General features: G+C 63.6%; 15 protein-coding genes and 3 pseudogenes. 10 read left to right on the forward strand and 8 right to left on the reverse strand.

Annotated elements, in window-relative coordinates; all coding sequences use genetic code 11:
* The 3 genes and pseudogenes from M5I08_RS02365 to M5I08_RS02375 form a co-directional block, all read left to right on the forward strand.
* Positions 1–398 (forward strand): annotated as a pseudogene (locus M5I08_RS02365) (nuclear transport factor 2 family protein); the annotation flags it as partial.
* 68 nt (positions 399–466) lie between these two features.
* Positions 467–913 (forward strand): type II toxin-antitoxin system Rv0910 family toxin, encoded by a 447-nt coding sequence (locus tag M5I08_RS02370; protein ID WP_219067639.1) that lies wholly within the window; start codon positions 467–469, stop codon positions 911–913.
* Positions 914–1,028: 115 nt separating this feature from the next.
* A pseudogene (locus tag M5I08_RS02375) lies at positions 1,029–1,314 on the forward strand (VOC family protein); the annotation flags it as partial.
* Here M5I08_RS02375 and M5I08_RS02380 read toward each other — a convergent pair.
* The gene (locus M5I08_RS02380; RefSeq protein ID WP_219067641.1) at positions 1,311–1,754 is read right to left on the reverse strand and encodes a cupin domain-containing protein; all 444 of its coding nucleotides are present in this window, start codon (positions 1,752–1,754) and stop codon (positions 1,311–1,313) included. The pseudogene M5I08_RS02375 and the gene M5I08_RS02380 overlap by 4 nt on opposite strands.
* 57 nt (positions 1,755–1,811) lie before the next feature.
* On the opposite strand from M5I08_RS02380, the gene M5I08_RS02385 reads away from it, so the two are divergent.
* On the forward strand, positions 1,812–2,240 hold the full coding sequence (locus M5I08_RS02385) for a hypothetical protein (protein ID WP_219067642.1): 429 nt from the start codon (positions 1,812–1,814) through the stop codon (positions 2,238–2,240).
* A 143-nt stretch (positions 2,241–2,383) separates the two neighbouring features.
* On the opposite strand, the gene M5I08_RS02390 is transcribed toward M5I08_RS02385, so the two are convergent.
* Together M5I08_RS02390 and M5I08_RS02395 are read right to left on the reverse strand one after the other, a co-directional pair.
* On the reverse strand, positions 2,384–3,277 hold the full coding sequence (locus tag M5I08_RS02390; protein ID WP_219067643.1) for a sulfurtransferase: 894 nt from the start codon (positions 3,275–3,277) through the stop codon (positions 2,384–2,386).
* 294 nt (positions 3,278–3,571) lie between these two features.
* On the reverse strand, positions 3,572–3,949 hold the full coding sequence (locus M5I08_RS02395; protein WP_219067644.1) for a hypothetical protein: 378 nt from the start codon (positions 3,947–3,949) through the stop codon (positions 3,572–3,574).
* Between the two features lie 188 nt (positions 3,950–4,137).
* On the opposite strand from M5I08_RS02395, the gene M5I08_RS02400 reads away from it, so the two are divergent.
* Entirely contained in the window at positions 4,138–4,374 is a 237-nt protein-coding gene (locus tag M5I08_RS02400) for a hypothetical protein (protein WP_085192742.1), read from the forward strand.
* Positions 4,375–4,656 (forward strand): hypothetical protein, encoded by a 282-nt coding sequence (locus M5I08_RS02405; RefSeq protein WP_219067645.1) that lies wholly within the window; start codon positions 4,375–4,377, stop codon positions 4,654–4,656. It abuts the gene before it with no gap.
* A 1,261-nt stretch (positions 4,657–5,917) separates the two neighbouring features.
* Here M5I08_RS02405 and M5I08_RS02410 read toward each other — a convergent pair.
* Positions 5,918–6,673: pseudogene (locus M5I08_RS02410) on the reverse strand (HNH endonuclease family protein); the annotation flags it as partial.
* Between the two features lie 757 nt (positions 6,674–7,430).
* Between M5I08_RS02410 and M5I08_RS02415 the strand changes: the two are divergent.
* The gene (locus tag M5I08_RS02415) at positions 7,431–8,468 is read left to right on the forward strand and encodes an IS110 family RNA-guided transposase (protein ID WP_249763049.1); all 1,038 of its coding nucleotides are present in this window, start codon (positions 7,431–7,433) and stop codon (positions 8,466–8,468) included.
* Positions 8,469–9,216: 748 nt separating this feature from the next.
* On the opposite strand, the gene M5I08_RS02420 is transcribed toward M5I08_RS02415, so the two are convergent.
* Both M5I08_RS02420 and M5I08_RS02425 read right to left on the reverse strand, forming a co-directional pair.
* Complete coding sequence (locus tag M5I08_RS02420; RefSeq protein WP_249763061.1) at positions 9,217–9,549, reverse strand: hypothetical protein; 333 nt, start codon at positions 9,547–9,549, stop codon at positions 9,217–9,219.
* Between the two features lie 96 nt (positions 9,550–9,645).
* Positions 9,646–9,996, reverse strand: coding sequence for a hypothetical protein (locus M5I08_RS02425; RefSeq protein ID WP_249763062.1), 351 nt, complete (start codon positions 9,994–9,996; stop codon positions 9,646–9,648).
* A 914-nt stretch (positions 9,997–10,910) separates the two neighbouring features.
* Between M5I08_RS02425 and M5I08_RS02430 the strand changes: the two genes are divergently transcribed.
* Positions 10,911–11,939 carry a DUF4062 domain-containing protein gene (locus tag M5I08_RS02430; RefSeq protein WP_219068409.1) on the forward strand — a complete coding sequence of 343 codons (1,029 nt, stop codon included), beginning with the start codon at positions 10,911–10,913 and terminating at the stop codon, positions 11,937–11,939.
* Positions 11,940–12,141: 202 nt separating this feature from the next.
* On the opposite strand, the gene M5I08_RS02435 is transcribed toward M5I08_RS02430, so the two are convergent.
* On the reverse strand, positions 12,142–12,543 hold the full coding sequence (locus M5I08_RS02435) for a PaaI family thioesterase (RefSeq protein ID WP_219068410.1): 402 nt from the start codon (positions 12,541–12,543) through the stop codon (positions 12,142–12,144).
* Positions 12,544–12,901: 358 nt separating this feature from the next.
* Between M5I08_RS02435 and M5I08_RS02440 the strand changes: the two genes are divergently transcribed.
* Both M5I08_RS02440 and M5I08_RS02445 read left to right on the forward strand, forming a co-directional pair.
* The gene (locus M5I08_RS02440) at positions 12,902–14,449 is read left to right on the forward strand and encodes a hypothetical protein (RefSeq protein WP_219068411.1); all 1,548 of its coding nucleotides are present in this window, start codon (positions 12,902–12,904) and stop codon (positions 14,447–14,449) included.
* Positions 14,450–14,457: 8 nt separating this feature from the next.
* Complete coding sequence (locus M5I08_RS02445; RefSeq protein ID WP_249763063.1) at positions 14,458–14,871, forward strand: type II toxin-antitoxin system VapC family toxin; 414 nt, start codon at positions 14,458–14,460, stop codon at positions 14,869–14,871.
* 349 nt (positions 14,872–15,220) lie between these two features.
* Here the strand turns inward: M5I08_RS02445 and M5I08_RS02450 are convergent, their stop codons facing one another.
* The gene (locus tag M5I08_RS02450; RefSeq protein ID WP_219068412.1) at positions 15,221–18,562 is read right to left on the reverse strand and encodes a Swt1 family HEPN domain-containing protein; all 3,342 of its coding nucleotides are present in this window, start codon (positions 18,560–18,562) and stop codon (positions 15,221–15,223) included.

Raw genomic sequence — 18,562 nt, forward strand, 5'->3', positions numbered from 1 at the left:
CTACTCGATGTAGGTGACCTAGACGCGGTGGCTGGCCTTTTCGCGCACGGCCGGATTTGCGGAGCCGAAAATGGCCCGCCGGAGACCGTGTTCACCGGCGCTGCCGGGGTGCGTCGGATGTATGAGATGGCCGCGTCCGCATCTACGACGACGACCGAACACCGAAGACCAGGCACAACACCAGCAATGTGCAGCTGGAGATCGACGAGGCCGGTGGCACCGCACGTAGCCGGTCATATTACTGCGTCACGCAGGCCACGCCGCAATTGCCGTTGCAGGTGATCGTGACCGGGCACAACAAGGACAGCTTTCACCGGCTCGACGGCGTCTGGTGGTTCGACAGCCGCACGATGTTCATCGACCAGGTTGGCGATGTCAGCCACCACCTGAAGTTTTGACGTGCCCGATCGGTAGGGTCGGACTCATGGGATTGCTGGACAAAGCCAAGGACTTGTTGGGCTAACTCATGGCGAAGCTTTCCGGATCTATCGACGTACCACTGCCGCCCGAAAAGGCCTGGGAGAGTGCATCTGATCTGTCCCGCTTCAAGGAGTGGCTGACCATCCACCGGGTGTGGCGGAGCAAGCTGCCCGAGAAGTTGGAAAAGGGCACCGTGATCGAGTCGATCGTCGAAGTCAAGGGCATGCCTAACCGAATCAAATGGACGATTGTGCACCTGAAGCCGCCCGAGACGATGACGCTCAACGGTGACGGTGTCGGCGGCGTCAAAGTCATGTTGATCGCGAGGGTCAAGCCGAAGGGCCCTGGCAACCGTGACTCGGTCGTCAGCTTCGATGTGCATCTCGGTGGCCCGGCGCTGTTCGGGCCGATCGGCATGATCGTCGCCGCCGCATTGCGGAGCGATATCCGGAACTCGTTGAACAAGTTCGTCACGGTGTTCGCGCCGACTTGACCCATGTCGCGGCTTCGCGATGATTCTTCGGCTCTAGGCCGCGTCGGTCACGGTCAACCTCGCTTCGGGGCCTCGTGACGGATCAGGAAGTCATAATGCCCACCCGTGACGGCGCGCCGCTGTCGACTTCTACTTCGAAGTTTTCGGGCAGACCGGGCAGATCTCCGACGCCGTCGAGTTCCGTTATGCGACAGGCTGGTTCGGTGACCAGCAGTCGCTCGGTGGGATGGACGGCACCGGGATTCTGCCCCGGGGCTGAGGATGTCGACAAGACGCTGCAGCTGATCACCGACAACGGTGGCGCGGTGCTACGGCCGGCCGAAGACACCCCCGACGGACGGCTCGCCGCGGCGAGCGACCCGACCGGCGCCGCGTTAAACTTGTCTTCGCCACTGCGCTAGTCAGCGGGACCCAGGCCGAAGTCTGCGTAGTCGAAGCCAGGCACCACCACACAACTGACCAGGGCGGGCTCGTCATCGCGCGGGCGGGCCCGCTGCCAGTGCCGGGATGGGACTACCACCTGCGGGTGCTCGCCGGCAAGGATATCGTTACCGAGCAAATGCGTTGTGGCGCTGTCTCGTTCGATTCCAACATCTAGCACAAGCGGACTGCCCCGATGGTGCAGCCACAACTCGGCGCTGCGCACGGTGTGCCATGCCGACTGCTGGCCCGGCATCAGCAGCAGCAGTATCGACGATCTGGCGGTGCGCGGACCGGGGTAGTCGGATGGCAAGGCAGACTGGCTGAGCGTCAGATTGCTGCGCCATATTTGCTTGTACCAGCCGCCCTCGGAGTGTGGCACCAGATCCAGCTCCTGGGCCCATTTGGGGAGCAGTGTCATGCCATTTACCGCCTTATTATCCGATTGCACTCCTTATACCCGCGCTAATGTCGCACTATGACCCGCCGCCGCCCCGGTTGGTTAGTTGCGCTGTTCGCCGCGACGGTGTCGTTGAGCGCGTGGCTGCCATGGCTGACCACAGGTGTCAACGGCGGCGGTTGGGCGAACGCCATCGGCGGCAGCATCGGCAGCCTGCACCTTCCGCCGGGCTTCGGGCCGGGTCAGCTGATCCTGTTGTTGTCCTCGATCCTGCTCGTGGCGGGCGCGATGATCGGCAGGGGACTGTCGACACGGCCGGCTTCAGTTGCGGCGCTGACGATCTCGCTGCTGGTTGTCGCGCTGACGGTTTGGTATTACGACGTCAACGTCAAGCCACCGGTGTCGGCCGCTTACGGGCTTTACGTGGGTGGCGCTGCCGCGGCTGCGGCGGTGCTGTGCTCTGTGTGGGCGTTGGCGTCATCGCTGCGCGGCGGCGGATCGCGCTGATCCGTGCGCTTTTCAGCGGCTGGCCGCAGCCGAGATGGTCCGGTTTGCTGACCGGAGGAGACGGCCCCGCCAGCTCTCGGCTGAACCGACGAGACCTAGGCGAGCACGCAGGTCGACCTACCCGCCCGCCTGTCTTAGGCGCATTACCGTCGGGCGCGCTTCACAAACCTCTGCAGCGAAACCGGCTGGTCGGATCCGCGGGCAACGGGGCGGGATGGATCCGAACTCCATTCCGACCACGATCCCGGAAACAGCGCGGCGTGGTATCCCAGTGTGGCCAGCGCCGCGAGCGTGACGGTGGCGGTGATAGCCGAACCGCAGTAGGCGCCGACTGGTGCATCGCGACCGATGCCGTGATCGGAAAGCAGTCGGCTGAGCTCGCCTTCAGCGCGAAACGTGCCATCGCCTGTCAGCACGTGGCCGCTGGGAAGATTTTTCGCGCCGGGGATGTGACCGGCAACAGGGTCGACCGGCTCGACGTCACCGCGGAACCGCTCGGGCGCCCGCGCATCGAGCAGCGTCACGTCGGCTTCAGCCGCCTGCTGCGCCGTCAGTGTCGGCAGTGCCCCGGTATGCAAATCGTCGTGCAACACCGTCACATTGCCGGCCTGCAACGTGACCGGGCCGGTGGCCAAGCTACCTCGGGCCGACCGCCAGGCCGACAGGCCGCCGTCCAGAATGCGCACGCTTTTTATGCCTGCCGCGGTCAGTACCCACCATGCCCGCGACGAACCGGCTCGATTCCAGTCGTCGTAGACGACGGTGGGCACGCTGTCCCGGATGCCCCACCGTCGCGCGGCCACCTCGATGCTGCGGCCCGACGGCAACGGGTGGCGTCCCCGCCCGGTGATCGTGTGGTCGGTAAGCTCGTCCTCGAGTGACACGTACACCGCGCCCGGTAGATGCCCTTGCAGATACGCTGCGCGGCCGTCGGGCTCATCCAGCCGCCAGCGCACGTCGAGAATCGTCACCGGATCGCCTGCGCGGAGTTGATCGCCCAACTCCGCGGCGGTAATGAGAACCTGGGCGCGTGTCATTCGATCGTCACCGCAAACGGCGTCGGGGCGGGCGATCGCCCGAAGACGGCCAACACGTTGCGCTTGAAAATCCCGGCATCGACGATATCAGCCGCTCGGCTCCTGCCGCCACGGCCACAGAGTAACCCCGTGGCCCCTGGGCAGCACCCGCCGCGACGATGTTGAAGATCAATTCGCCCCCGCCCGCTGCCGGCGCCTGGATTATCCACCGCCTGGAGGAGGACGGCTGCGCCGCCATGCCAGGGGAGGACCACTTGCGGCCGCGGCCCGTCTTTTGGCGCGACGTGCCGGTGACTAGGAGCGAGGCAGGTGCTCACTGACCCAGGCGACCACGCTGGGCGGCATATCCCACCAGCGACCGCCATAGTTGTTCGCCGACTCACGCACCGCCACGTCGTAGACCTCTTGGATGGCTTTAGCAATAGTGCCGTCATCAACGTTCGGGAATAGTCGATGCCTGACGTCCGGGTCGGCCACGATGCGCTGGGCGATGGGCTTTGCCCTATCTTCGTCGAACGCGGCCGATGACGGATAAGCCGATCCGCGCCCTGTGCCCATGGCGTCCACTATGAAGCAATACGCTAGGTCGAACTCGCACAACGTGTTCAGCGCGACGTCATCTGGCGTGATTTCGTCGGTCGGCAACTGTGCGTCGGTCAGGTCGGGCCGCATCGCCGGATGTTCGACCATTAACTCGCGCGCCGCGGAGATGATGAATCCGCCGCGACGGCACCCATATTCGTGAGGGTCGTCGGGGTGCCACTTCTCGCGGGATGCGTAGACCTGCGCGTTGCGTGGGCACCGGTGTCGAGAGGGCTGTACCCTTTGTGGGTTCAACCTGCAACGGGTAAGATGGTGGGATGAGTGAGATGATCCGCACTGACAGCCGCGGTCGCGTCACGCTGGCGGGCCACCCGGACTCGACCTATTTGCTCCGCGAGGAACCGGGTGGGGTGCTGGTGTTGGAACCGGCCGTGGTCATGTCGGCGGCCCAGGCGAGCTATCTGGCGCTCCCGGTTGCCGACCGTGCGCGTATCGAGGAGTTCGTCGACGACCCGTCCACTGCTGTGAAACGCACGTATAAGCGGCGCCGGTAAGTGGGCATCGAGTACGCACCCGAAGCTGCTGCGCAGCTCGATGCGCTGAAGCAATCTGCCGACGATCAGACCTGGGACGCGATCTGCGACGTGCTCGAACTGATCGACCAGAACCCGGACAGTGCCCAGGCCCGGCGCGAAGAAATCACGGGATCGAACGGCTCGAAGATGTGGAAGGTGCCCGTGCGGTCCTCATCGGTCGACGATCTCGCCGTGTTGTGGAGCCGCGGCTTGGCTGGTGACTATGTGGTGTTCGTCGGCGTGATGCCGTTCGCGAGATAGGGGCGCACCCAACCGACCAGCGACATAGTGCGATTGGACACGGCGCAAGCCGGGGTCACTGACACTCGCGATCGAAGCCAGGTGCCGGTGAGCGCCACTCAAGGCGACGGAGCGTGCGAAGAGCCACTACATATCCGGCCGAACGCGTCGCTGATCAGCCTCGGCCAACGCCGCCTGCAGTGCGTCAAAATTCGGAGGGTTGTGAATCCTCGCTGTGGTTTCGGCGTCCAACTCCTAAACACGACACCGGCGATTGGCCCATCAGGGGACGCAAAAGCCGACGGCCGATTCGTTGCCCACGGACATCAGAGACAACGCGTCGTTGAGAGTGTGCTTCGGTGTCCAATCCACATATGCGGCAACGGCAGTTCTCGGAGATGGGTGGCGGAGTGATACGGATGTGTCGCCGCTCGGGCTGTCGTCGGGCGTGGGAGTCTCATTTATCGGCGGCCAGTTTCGGCGGTTCCGGGCTCCCTTCGTCCGGGAGCGCGTGATTGCTACCCATTCGTGGCGCTGGTCGGCCCTGAATCGTGACCCATGGCAGCTCCTTCAATCGGAGTTAGGAGATGGCCATGTTGGCGATTCCTAGGCGGGCGCTTGCCATTTCGGCGTATGTGCGTCGGTCTGAGGGCTTCCGCGGTGCGCGGGATTGGCGTTCATATCTGGGGCAAAGGTATTCGGACACAAGCCACCGGATGGCGGCGCGTGAGCACACGTGTACGTGAGAAGGGGCGATGGTGACGGTCGAGGACTTGGGTCGCCATGCTGGGCGACAGCCTCTACTACTGAACATCGAGGAACTGGCGGATCGGCTGACGGTAAGCGTCGGCTGCATTCGATCCTGGCGGTTGAAGGGGGAGGGTCTCGGACGTTTGCCCGGAAACGCGATGCACAGGAGTGGGAACGTAAGCAGGTCGAGACACTGAAGACAGGCGCATGGGCCGATCCCAAGGCAGGTGAACGTCCGGTCCGCGAATGGTGTGAGATCTGGATGGCGGCTCAGCCCGCCAGAGCACCGGCGACAGAGCGGAAAATCCGCGGCGTCATCGGAAAACAGATCGCCGGCACAAGCAGGCGTGCCGACCGCGCAGGGCGGCGCGAAGTGGTACGCGGCCACAGTATCCAAAGTGCTGGGCGGTCAGGCCGCCGCCGGCCTGGCCGCCCAGCAGGTGCCCGCGTAGACCCGTTTTCGACGATCAGGAGGGAAGGCTATGCGTCAGCTCGGGCTACGCCGGGACTGCAAACTCGGGCTCTAGCGGCCACTAGGGCACAGAGCGGGGTCCGTCAGTACGTGAGCAATCGCATCGTGCTCAGCCTGCGTGACCCACAGCCCATAAGTGGCCTTGACGTCGACAATGCGGGAAACGTACGTGCAGCGATAAGACTTGTTGGGCGGCAGCCACGTTGCCGCGTCGCCGGCTTTCTTCTGCTGGTTCAGCGCCCCGATGGTGGCCTGCAGATTGATCGGGTCGTTGGCGAAGTTGCGGCGTTTGGCGTCATCCCACTGCTGCGCCCCCTTTTGCCATCCGTCTAGCAACGCGACCACGTGGTCAACTTGGACCTGCGCCGACGTGCCCTGGCCCCGCTGGAATCGGACCGTGGTCCCGCTGTAGGGATCATGCAAGACGCCGCTGAGGACGATGCAGCCGTGCGATCCCGGTTTGATGACGACCGTGACGAGATCAACCCGCAGTATGTCGTCGCGGGTGTCGCAGCCGTTATGCCCGTAGAGCACCGTCACATCGTCGGTCCACGCACGTCCGAAAAGGCCACGGCTGTATCCCGTTTTCGGCGCACGCCCCTTGATAGGTAGGGCCGCAAGCTTCGCCAGCTCGGCGGCAGAGTCGCCAACCTGTGCCCGTGGCGGCGGGGCGACCGCAGATGACAACGGAGCTGGGACTGGCTGCGACGCGCTGCTTGCCTGTTCTCTGCTAGCGCCCCAAATAGTTACTCCGATAACGAGGGCCGCAAGTAGGGCAATGCCCGAGATCAAGATGAGTTTCGTTTTCGAGGTCATGTCAACTTCAGTTACCCAGCCACGCTTGAACGCCACCGCGGCGGGAACACGAACCGGACCGCTGTCTGCTGACGAGTACTGACCATCTCGACATAGAGCGGTGGCGCCTGGCGGTGGTGCCTGTGGCGGTGGTGGTGGCACCAGTGCCTGTGGCGGTGGTGCCGGTGACGGTGTGTAGGTCACCCGTTTCGGTGATTGTCTGTGTGGCCGTTACGGTCACGGTTGAGGTGGCTGTGTTGCTGCACGGCGCTGAGCAGCCCGCGAGAAATATCGCCGTCGCAGCGAGTGCAGCGGCGACCTGTCTCCCCTGCATACTGCTGCCCCTTGCTTCCGGTGTGATCAGGACTCTTGACATAGCTGATCGGGGCGTGAAATGAACTTTCACCCCGTGCCGACCGACGTGAGGAGAGCGTAGTAGGGCGCAACGCTGCGTTGCCGGGTTTCAGGACAACGACGTGAGGTGTACACCTCAGCCGGCGTAGAGGCAAGGCCAAGCCGCACATGCTGGTCGGGGCAGTTGCGGAAACCCGCAATCCACGAACTCGCTGCCAGCAAACATGTTAGGGGGGCTTCCCATCATGAACACGTGTTCGATGCGACCCCCCTCCCTAACGCCAACAAGGAATTTACAACATTTTCTTGTTTTTGAACCTCGCACGTCTCTGATGTCATGAAGGAGCGGGGCCTGCGCTCCTCGTGTCCGTTCCGAGCGCGCATGCTCGGGGTGCTCACGTTTGTTACGACGAAGGAGGCCCCTGTGAGCGAATTGTATGAGGGTCGGCAATTTGTTGGTATGGATCTGCATCGTCGCCGATCGGTGTTGGTGCGGATGGGCGAGACCGGCGAGCACCTGGAGACGGTACAGATTCTCAACGACCGTGACGTGCTGGCTGAGGTGATATCTCGTGCCGGTGAATCGCCGGACGTGGTGCTGGAGGCCACTTACGGGTGGTACTGGGCCGCCGATGCGCTCGCCGAATTGGGAGCGACGGTGCACCTGGCGCACCCGCTCGGGGTGAAGGCGTTTTCGTATCGGCGGGTCAAAAACGACCAACGCGACGCCGCAGATCTGGCGGATTTGCTGCGGATGGGGCGACTGCCGCATGCGTGGATCGCGCCACCGGAAACCAGAGAGCTACGAGAACTCGTGCGGCGCCGGGCCAAACTGGTCGCGATGCGATCACAGTGCAAGGCCCATGTGCATGCGGTTCTGGCCAAGGGCGGTGTCTGGGCGCCGATGAGCGACCTATTCGGCGTCGAGGGGAACCTCCTGCTGGACAAGGTCACAATGCCCGCCCCGTACAAGGAGCGGATCGCGTCGCTGCGCCGGTTCATCGAAGGGTTCGACGCGGAGATCGACCTGTTCACCGGGCTGGTGCAGCGTCGGCTGAACCACGACGCCGGTTACACCGCGATCCAGCAGATTCCCGGCATCGGGCCGGTGCTGGCGGCGGTGTTCGTCGCCGAGATCGGTGACGTGCACCGCTTCCCTGGCCCCGCCCAGTTGACCTGTTGGGCCGGGCTGACGCCCTCCCACCGCGAATCCGACACCGTGGTGCACCGCGGCCGGATCACCAAACAGGGCTCGCGGCTGGTGCGGTGGGCGGCCATCGAATCGGTGAAGATCCTGCCCAAAACCAGTCACATCGGCGCGATCCGCGAACAGGTCGCTCATCGCCGCGGCAACCGCAATATCGGCGCCGTGGCTGCCGCCCGAAGACAGCTCGAACTCGTCTTCTACGGGCTGCGCGATCACCACATCCGTGCCCTGCGCCACCCACCGCGGGCGGCGTGAACTCCCAGACTCGGTCGGTTGCGGATCGTGCAGGTCATGACCCCCGAACCCGGCGAGGTCGCCCCTTCTGATTGATCCCGACCGACCGTCCCTGCGAACCGCTTCATGCCGCACACCGCGGCGAAGGAATGACCGGCAGCCCCATCGCCTGCCCCGCACCGGGAAACCGGCACTGAAGACGTCGACGACCACTTTGTTACCCAAGTCGAAAGCACAACAGCCGACTCCGACCTCCCTGCCCTGAACAGCATGCGCCGAACGGCGTCGGCGTCAAGGCCCTACGGCCGCTGCGCGGTCGGGCTCCGCCCGAGCCTTGACCCCGGCGCCTACTTCGACGTGCCCAGCCAGGACCAGGAAGCTCGCAGAACGAATCAAAACAATACAGAAATTAGGTCTTGACCGGCCCCGCTCCTTCAGAAATGACCTGCGGAAATACACTCGCGTAATTCCGGGTTGGCGTGTTTATCGCTGGTCAGCCGCGCGGCGGGAGCGGAACCCCTGCGCGGGCTAACGTGGGGCCGGCAAAGTCTCTGCGTGTTCCAGCAAACATTGGGGGGGAGGGAGGCCCCGCGCGGCCTCACCAGCCACGGTTACTTTCCTGCGCGGGGCCACCGTCTTGAGCGGCCCCGCGCGCGGAAAGTGTTAAGCGCCCCGGATCATCCCCGCGTTCGCGGGGAGCACGAGCGGCCCGCGCGCGGAAAGGGGTAAGACGCGCGGGCTCCGGGTACTCGCACATAACCCCGTCGTATTAGCTTCTGTTGGTATCCTCGTCGGGCTTATTTGACTGCGTCGCCGCATCCGCCGGCCGGCGCAGGTTGTGTGGGATCGGCCCGCCATCTGGGTCGATCACGCACGACAGGCCCAACTGGGTTGGCGCCCCGCCGTCTTGGCTGAACCACGGGAACGTCCAGCCGCCGTACAGCAGGCGATGCCAGTAGGTGCCGTCTGGGTAGTGTGCGCCGTCGCAGTAGCCCTCGAACATGTTGCCCATGCCGCCGCCGGGACAGTATCCGGTCGCCGGGTCGGGGATGTGCGGGTCGGGCGGGGTGTCGGCGCGGGCGGTGGCCAACGGCAGCCACACGGCGGTGGCCGAGCATCGCGGCGAGATATGTCACGTGACGGATCGGTGTTCTCACTGCGCCCCCCTGCTTCTCGTCTTGGGCCCATGGGCGGTCGGTCATAGCTTCGCTTCCCCTGTCGCGTCTTCGTAGTGTAGGTCTGCCTGGACGACGACGGCGAGCTGCTCGGCGTGGAGCATCGCGTCGTCGATGAGGCCGAGCAGCTCGCTTGCGCGGCCGGCGCGGCCGGCGAGGCGCATCGAGACGAAGCGGGCTTCAGTGAGGGCCGCGGTCAGGTGGTCGCGGCAAGCTTTCAGTTCGCCGAGCGCGAGTTCCAGGTCGGCGGGCTCGCGGACCCCGGAGCCGGGGCAGCCGCGGACGTGGGCGCCGATGCCGCCGCAGCAGCGCCGGGTCGTCGAGTCGACGGGATAGTTGGCAGTCATGGCGCTCCATTCGGGATGGAGCCGCACCTTGTCGCACGAACCTTGCACGGGCTTGCATATCGCCTGGTCAGGTGGTGCCCCCGGCAGGATTCGAACCTGCGACACCGGCTTTAGGAGAGCCTCCGAGCTTTCCCGGTCGCGGCCATGAAAGCTGTTGTGAGCTGGCGATTTAGCGTCATCGTTCGCCATCTCGTACCACGGCGTGTCGCGGATTCACCGACCAAGCACCGACCATAGGACGGCATTGGCCATCTGTTCTGGAGCTGCTCGGTGAGGGGGTCCGGTCTAGCGGCGAGGCGACGAAACGCGCTGTGCTATTGCAACGCCTTTCGGGCGCCACGCCGACGTTCCGCACCCGATGGATAATCCCGGTTATCCATCATCCGCGTTACGCGTTCGGCCGATGGGTACGGGACCTGTCACGCTCGTCCCTTCCTTCCAAACTAGTAAACGAAACTGTTCGACTACGACGATCGCCGTGACGCATCGGCTGCACCTCTCGCGGTTGACGGAACTGTGGATTATCGGCTGCCGCTGTTGTGTTCGCGGCAGCTAGTCAATAGAAGCTGAAGGCATTGCATTGGAATGCAATTCAGCGGGCAGACCATCGCATGTACGAGAACGCTGGGCTCGTCCAACATTCCGGGCCGCTGCCGAAGGCGGGGAGTATGCATCAAATCGACGACGACGCCGATCGTCGCCTGCGCTATGGCGCGTGACTCGGCGGAGACCCCGTTGCCGGACAGTCGCGGAACCTGAGGGAACGCCTCCGGGTACAAAGACCCGGAGGCGTTCCCTACTGATCTAACGGTGACAGCCGCGGATATCCCGCGGGCCGCAGCCTCAACCTGATTGTGGTGGGATCTGCTGAGCGGACCGCGATGTCGGGGCCGTGGTGTAGCAAGGAAGGAGATCATCCGACCGCTTCCAGGGAGACCGGCATGGCATTCGACGCCCACGTGCTCAAAGTCTTGATCGCCTCACCCGGCGACACGATGCGCGAACGCGACGCCATCGAAAAGGGGCTCTACGGCTGGAACAGCGCCCGTGCCGAACGCGAGCAGATCATCCTGGCACCGTGGCGTTGGGAGACCCACGCCGTCCCCGAATTGGGCGGAACCCCACAAGACATCATCGACCGCCAAGCGGTGCGCAGCTGCGATGCGGTGATCGCGGTGTTCAACGCCCGCCTGGGCACCGCCACCGACGACGCCGTGTCGGGCACCGCGCACGAGATCATCGAGGCACACCGGGACGGTAAACCCGTGCACGTGTACTTCTCCACCGAGCCTTTCCCCCGCGACACCAAACCAGACGAGATCGCCCGCCTCAACGCCTTCAAACAACAGCTGCAGGGCGAGGGCCTGCTGGGCGATTACGCCAGCGTCGAAGACCTGCAGTACAAGGTGCGCGACGCGATCGAAAACGACCTCAACAACATGGATTTGGGCACCGTGGTCATTCGCAGCACCAAAGCCGACCAAGCCCGCAAGGTCTTGAGCTACCGCACCTCGCTGAGCTTCCTGGGCCCCGACGTGTGGCGCATCCAGCTCGCCAACCACAGCGCGGGGCCCGTCACCCGACTGCACGTCGAAGTCAACGCCGTCGACAGCTCCGGGCACATCGTCGACGGGGTGCGGCTGGCCAAAGACGTCATCTCCCTCGATGAGGTCTTCAGCCGCATCATCGGAGACGGCCTGGCCGCCAGCTTGGGGCGTAGGCTTGGAGCCGGCCAAGCCCGGGTCGTCAGCGGCGCGGTCGCCAGCCACGCACGCCCAATCCTCAACGACGCGCTGGTGGGCCACGTCGCCGACGGTTTTCCGTCAGGGCTCGCGCCGGGCCAAAGCGCGATCGTGCTCTACACCGTGCCGCCAGGCACAACCCCGCAAGTGAGTGCCCGCTTCCACGACGAGGCCGCAACACCATGGTTGCGTGTCGATGACGACGACCCCACCCGAGCCGAGCCGTGACCACCGGCATCGGCGGATCTAGCAGTCGCGGAGTGCCAATCGGCGCGCGATCACCACTCCAAGTTGGAGGATTTCGAATTGATTGTCGTGCATCGAGATCCCAACCGGCGCGCCAAATGGCACCACCGTCGACGAGCGGGCCGATCCGCACTATTTCGAATTGTGCGATGAGGGACTGGGCGCCGACGCCTTGACGACGGTGCTAGCCGGCCCTGACCGAGCGGCAGGCGCGTAAGTCGCCGTGATCACGGCGTGGCCGATCGTCGCTCGCATATCGGATGCTTGATGGCCGCGTTGATAGGATCGTCTGGTCAGGGCGAGGTGGACGCTCGCTGCCGTGGGGGTCTGCGTTATATGCGCTCAGGCACTGCCGGTGACGGGTGAAGTGTGAGCCGGGTCGTCGGGTCATGACCGCGTGGCTAGTGGCCAGCAGGTGGTCGGCGAGCCAGAGTTCGGCTTCGACGTAGACCTCGCGGCCGCTGCGTCCGATGACGCGGGCGATGCTGGTCAGGAGCCGCTGGATGGGAATCGGTTTGAAGAACTTCACGTGTAGTTCGCCGGTGACGGCGAACTCGTCGCCCAGCAGCAGGGCATGGCCCGACATCTCGTCGAAAAACCCCGCGGTCCAGCCGCTGTGGGCGACCTCGGGTCCCCTTCGTGGTCGGGTGGGCAGGTGATGTCGCCATCGTCGCCAACGGTTTCCCGCTCGACGCCCAGCCGGCAGCGCTGGGGCCGCCGACAGGATCGACTACGCGAATATTCCCTGTGGCCAATCCTTAAGCTGTCCGTCATCGGTACAAAAAGGTGCCCGGCGACCGGTTGACGTGTGGCGGATGATTACCGCTTACTCTCAGGCCAGATGCCACGTCAAAAATGGTGCCGCTAGCGGTTGCCTGCAGTTTCCGCGGGAGTTGGCGCACAATTGGGGTGAGCGCGCTGGCGAATCGGTAAGGAGGTGCTGAGTGCCGCAGGCAGGGTTGCCCGCCACACTGCCGAATCCTGTGGTGGCGCGACTTGACGAGAGCTGGGAGTCGCCGCGGCCGCGTCTTCTCCTGGTAGAGGAGATAGTGGCGCCACCACGCAGGACGCTGCCCGGCGCTCAGCGCGCATTTTGGCTAGCCGCAGGCCTCCACGAGACCTTCGAGGCACGCTTCCGTATCCGCCGTCCTGACGATACGACAGGTCCGGAACTGCCATTCTCCGTCGCGGTTGAGCGCACCGCCGACGTCGTTACCGAACGCGGTACCGACCGAACAGGCTTCCTGAAGTTCGCCCTAAGCACCGACACCGCGACCATGACAGGCGTCTTGACATTCAGCAGGGCTCCCATCGTCGGTGCCGACGTCATCGCCGCTCTGCCCAGTATCGAATTCCTCCAAGATTTCCGTGAACCCAACGTCCTTCAGGTCTCCTGGGAGCTCGGAGACTTCGTCGATTACCGTGAAGCACCTCCGTCCGAAGCGGTGTTTCCCGAGTCGCTCATGGAGTACCTACGCTCGCTGGCGATTCTTCAGGCCAGCCTGGACGGTCCCATTCTGATCCCAGATTTGACCACGGTGACCGCACGAGACGCGCAGGCGGTGAAAGACGCTGGCCGCCTCGTCATGGGCCACGCCGTCGACAGCGAATGGGACGCATTCACGTGGGCGACCGGTCCAGCCGTATCCTTCCCGGCCGGCCAACTAGACGACGCCGAGCAAGGCGGAATGGAACTCGCCTTCAACAGATACTACGAATTGCTGATTGTTGAGCCGCTGATCGTGCCCGTCGGAGAACGTGAATACACGATTGGTGCGATGCACACCCACTTACTGTCGGTGCGATTCTCCGTTGACGATGACGAGCACCTCCGTGTAGAGCCATTCCTCAACGACTCGATGCGACGAATTTTCGCCCCCGATGACCCGATCCCCGACCGCTCGCATCGCCCAGTCCTCGGCAAGCCCATCGGTCTAATAGACAACCCTAACGACACCGAAACAACCTCTGACGCAGGTGATCCCGCGACAGAATCCACCCGCGACCACGGAGCCCTGTACGAGGCGCTGCGCGACCGCGTGTTACTCGACGCCTTATCCGAGCCAGTGCCGCTACGACTCGTACAGTGGCATGTCGTCGATGAAGCCCCCTTTGCGGCACCGGCGCAAGTCTGGGGTGACACCCTCGCCACGGTCCGGACGCTGCTCGCCGACGGGCTGGTCAACCTCACAGAACATTCCTCGGACGGCGAACACCCAATCACCGATCCGGCCGCCGCAGACGCTGCCCTGAATAACGTTGTTGCACAAGCTGAACACCGCAACATCCGGCCAACCTGGGAGACCGGACCCTGGCTCACATTGACCCAGCCGGGCCAACAGATAGCACTATCGCTGGCCGCCCAGTCCGGTCGACCCGCGGAATCTCCACGCCGCCGGCGCCGCCTCCACGCCGCGGCCGCGGGCCGCAGCGGCCACGCCGACAGCTCACAACGCGTCGATGAAATCCTCGCCACGGAGGTCTGGCAATAGCCGACATCGTGGTCGATGCAGGCCCGCTGATCGCCTACGCCGACGTTAACGACGACCACTACGCGCCGTCACTTGAATTCTTCGAAGAACATCCAGGGCCGTTCATCGTCCCAGTCCTGGTTATTCCCGAAGTCACCCACATGATCAACCACCGCCTGGGCGTCGAAGCTGAACGCCGGTTCCTCAACGACCTGGCCGAAGACGACTTCAGGATTGAACCGGTCACGGATCAAGACTGGCCGCGAATCCGCGAACTTGTCGCGCGCTACAGAGGCTTCCCGCTGGGAACAGTCGACGCGTCAGTCATCGCCACCGCTGAAAGACTGCTGATTACCGACATCGCCACCGTAGACCAACGCCACTTCCGGGCTGTGGAACCTCAACATTGCACTTCGTTCACCCTGCACCCTTACGACGCCTAACGACGTCGTCGACAACGCTGGTCGTCAACGAAGCAGGTGCGAATCGATCTGCAGCTGGCACTCGAGCGACAGATCAAGAGCTCTGAGGCCGGGTAACCCATGCCACCCAGCGCGGTGTAGTCAGCGGGCGGCTTTGACGACCATGACGAATCGGGCTGCGACGCGAGATCGACACCGACTGTGACGAACTCGGCTTCCATCGGCCGAGGAAGACTGTTATTCGCTGTCACAGGTCGTCAAGGTTCCCGTTGGTCTGGAACCGCGTGTATTTGAGGAATGGCGTCGATTGAATGCATGGGGCGCACCGTGACATCTCGTTACCTCCAATTCGGGCTATCGAGTTAGGTGCCTATGCCGACTCAAAGCCTGATTGATCAAACTTCAGGGTCTTGGCGTTCTCAGAGACGGTGCGAATCTTGTTCTCGTCGAACCCTGTTGAGTCGACAGCCTCGATCTCGATCTTGACGACCAAGTTGATCCCCTGATCGCGTAGGTTCGCGATCACCTCGTCGGCGATGTTTTTGAAATCCATTGCGATCTTGTCCGAGCTGAGCGTCTTCACACCGTAGAAGCGAGTAGGGAACGCAACATCGACGTGCCCGTGGTCAGAGCCGGGCGCAGGTCCGATCCACGCCGGGGGTCGTGGATCTGAATCCGGGGTGTCATCGACGGGCGTTTCTTGATCACGCTGCTGGACGGCAGCATCCGGCCTCACGAGTAGTAGCGAATCTGTTTCGGATGGCGCCGAGTTCGTGTCCCCGGGAATCCACAGCCCGACGTACCGGGCGCTGGTTGTGTCGAATCCGGTTGCCAGGGCGAATGCGTCCGTCTGCCAGATCATCGGCAGATCGAGGATGCCCTCCTCCAACACTTTTCGGTCCCGCAGACGCGGCATGTAGGGGTACTGGCAGTACAGCCCCCACAGCGAGCCGAGACTGACGTGGCCGTCTTTCCAGACCTGCGGAACCTTGTTGATCGCCAGGCGAATGGTTACAGCGGCCTGACGGGTGGACAGGTCCCCGTCGCTTCCCAGCCGGCGAGAAACACGTTCGGCAAGCGACTCGGATTGGCCCTCGACCTTGGTCTCACGCACAATGAACGGTGCACCGGCGTCGGGCTGGGAGGGCACCAGTGCCCAGGTAAAGGTCTGCAACAGGCGAGACTTCACGGTCTGGTCGGCCTGCGCTTGTCGGCTGGTGGCCTGGTTTTTCTGGTTGTGACCGAGATCAAGCTCGGCCTCACTGGCCAGAACGTGGGTCCAGCCGAGGTAATCCCGTGTGGCGGTATCGAGTTCTTCCAGCCGGGCGTCGTCGGCTGCCAGGTAGACCAGCATGTTGCGGTTGGTGCGGTTGGCGGTTCCACGCTGCTCGGTCGCCTTCTGGGCGAAAGCCTTGGCTGGTGAATCGCTTCCGCGTTTGTGCGCCACTTTGGGATGCAAAATGACTAAGCGGGCTTCATCGGTGTCCGGGATGTCGGCGTTGGATTCGGGGCAGACGTGCACGCCGGCGAAGTCGCCGCGGGTCTTGGCCTGAACCTGCAGCCGGTGCGCGATTTCAGCCCAGACATCCTCCTTGTGAAGGCGCTCGGCCTGGTCCTTTGCGGTGCGGGTGATGTTGGCCTGCAGGTCGTACCAGTACTTGCCTGACCCGGAGTAGAAGTAGGTTGCCCGATCACCCAACTGTGTCAGCGCGGAGTGGAAGTTGCCGGGCACGTCGCCGGGCACGGCAGTACCCAGGAACACGCGCTGTGTCTCGAGACCCTTGTGCGCTGCACCAATGGTTGGCGCCGCCCCGAAAAACACAGCTCGTGCAAGGCGTTTTGTCAGCGATCGTTGACCGAACAACGGCTTCTCTTTGTCGATTCGCGCCGGCTCAGAGTTGGGTCCGTCGACGTCGGCGTCGATGATCGCTTTCCACGAATCCTGCAGATACTGCGTGAGTTCGGCGTTGACGTTGGCCGTCGCCAGAGGGATTGATCCCGGCATGATCAGGGGCGAGGCATCCTCACCGGTCCATAGTGCGTGGATGACGGTGCTCATCAAGCGGAGCACGCCGCGGGTGCGCTGGAATCGTTCCAGCGATGACCACTCTTCGTAGAGTCGATCGAACAACTCGGGGTGGATGGGGTAGGTCCGTTTGATGCGTTCTTCGTATGCGCTGTCGCGGGATTCGCGTGGGAAGTCGTCGGTGTACTTGCGGTACATGTCGACATAAGCTCGGGCTGTCGCCCCGATGGCTGCTAGTGCCGCGCCATCGGGTTGGACGAAGAGGCGTTGCCGGACGATCTGGTAGGCCTCTGCAGAGGAAGCGGGCCGCCACTGGTCGGCAACGCGGCGCACCACGTTCTGCAACCGCTTGAGCGCTTCGAGCCCGTGAGTACCGCCGACCTCTTCGGCATTGCCGGCGGCAATCTTGTCGGAGTCTTCGCCCGATTCGGATGCCGGGATCGAAATGACCAGCAGAACACCGGGACTGCCCTTGGCCGTCTCTGTGAGTGATTGCGCGAAGGTGAACTGGTCATCGAAAGTGCCGCCGGCCAGGTCGTCACGCCCGACGAGAGACCGAGCGTAGGCGACCCATTCATCGATCAATATGATGGCGGGCGAGTATTTCGCGAGTAGCTCATGCAGCGCTTCGCCAGGCGTGGTCCGGTCGGCATCGGCCTTGGCGACAATTGCGTAGGCTTCAGGACCTCCGAGTTGCCAGGCCAGTTCACCCCAAATGGTATTGACGTGGGTGCCGTCAGTCTTGGTCTCCCCGGAAGGGCTGAAGTGGTTGCCGACGATAGCGACCCGGTTGACCTTGGCGCCGGCATAGCCGTTCTTGGTGAGAAGCTCCTGCGTCTCCTGCGGAAACTCTCCGACCGGTAGTCCCGCTGCGACGTGCCAGAGCGCAAGCATTGAATGTGTTTTGCCGCCACCGAAGTTGGTCTGCAGGTTAATGACTGGCGGTGCGTTGTTGTCACCGGAGAGCCGACGCACGGCGCGGCCGACAAGGTCGGTCAATCCCTGGGTCAAGTATGTGCGGCGGAAGAACTCGACGGCGTCGGAATAACCGGAATCTTGTTCCCCACCGAAGGCGACCTTATAGAGGTCCGCAGCGAATTCGGAGGCCGCGAAGTTTCCCGTCGCAACGTCGTCGTGAGGCGGCAAGACCTCGCGCCACGGTTTCAGACCGGTGGCTTCAGGGTTGTCGACAGCGGCCTTGAGCGTTTTCTTGTCGTCCTTATCGGCGGTGACCCTACGCAGGTTGAGCCGGATCGCGTGCACCTCGTCGGCTTCCTTCGCGGCGCCAACCAGTTTGAGCAGCCGTTCACCGGTGTCGAGTGCGCGGTAGGCGTCGTCGTCGCTGAAGGTTCCGTTGTGCGCCCAGGTGTTGCGCACTTCCCGGAGCTCAATGGCGAAGGATTGGCCGGCTTTGCCGATTGTCTTATCGAAGGGGTACCAGCCGGGCTTGAAGCCAGCGGTGATATTGCCTTCAGTCAGCATCCGCAGCTGCACTTGCGGGTCGCGAGGATCATAGGTCTTGTCAGACGGTGCACTGTTCTTGGAATCTTTGGTCTGCACCAATTTAGGCCAGGCTGCACCGATGGCCGGGTCGCCCTGGCCGATCACCGAGGCGATGAAGTCATCCAGAATTGGCGCGGTGACTTGAAACATGCGGTCAATGCGATCGCGATTGCTCAACGCCAT

It is taken from the genome of Candidatus Mycobacterium methanotrophicum (genome assembly GCF_023515995.1).
Classification (GTDB): domain Bacteria; phylum Actinomycetota; class Actinomycetes; order Mycobacteriales; family Mycobacteriaceae; genus Mycobacterium; species Mycobacterium methanotrophicum.

Bases quoted from the DNA above. Each gene is read 5' to 3' on its own strand.
- M5I08_RS02370 (WP_219067639.1), top strand. From the start codon at position 467: ATGGCGAAGCTTTCCGGATCTATCGACGTACCACTGCCGCCCGAAAAG.
- M5I08_RS02435 (WP_219068410.1), bottom strand. From the start codon at position 12,543: ATGTCGGGCCATGCCCTGCTGCTGGGCGACGAGTTCGCCGTCACCGGC.
- M5I08_RS02380 (WP_219067641.1), bottom strand. From the start codon at position 1,754: ATGACACTGCTCCCCAAATGGGCCCAGGAGCTGGATCTGGTGCCACAC.
- M5I08_RS02430 (WP_219068409.1), top strand. From the start codon at position 10,911: ATGGCATTCGACGCCCACGTGCTCAAAGTCTTGATCGCCTCACCCGGC.
- M5I08_RS02385 (WP_219067642.1), top strand. From the start codon at position 1,812: ATGACCCGCCGCCGCCCCGGTTGGTTAGTTGCGCTGTTCGCCGCGACG.
- M5I08_RS02390 (WP_219067643.1), bottom strand. From the start codon at position 3,277: ATGACACGCGCCCAGGTTCTCATTACCGCCGCGGAGTTGGGCGATCAA.
- M5I08_RS02450 (WP_219068412.1), bottom strand. From the start codon at position 18,562: ATGGCGTTGAGCAATCGCGATCGCATTGACCGCATGTTTCAAGTCACC.
- M5I08_RS02400 (WP_085192742.1), top strand. From the start codon at position 4,138: ATGAGTGAGATGATCCGCACTGACAGCCGCGGTCGCGTCACGCTGGCG.
- M5I08_RS02395 (WP_219067644.1), bottom strand. From the start codon at position 3,949: ATGCGGCCCGACCTGACCGACGCACAGTTGCCGACCGACGAAATCACG.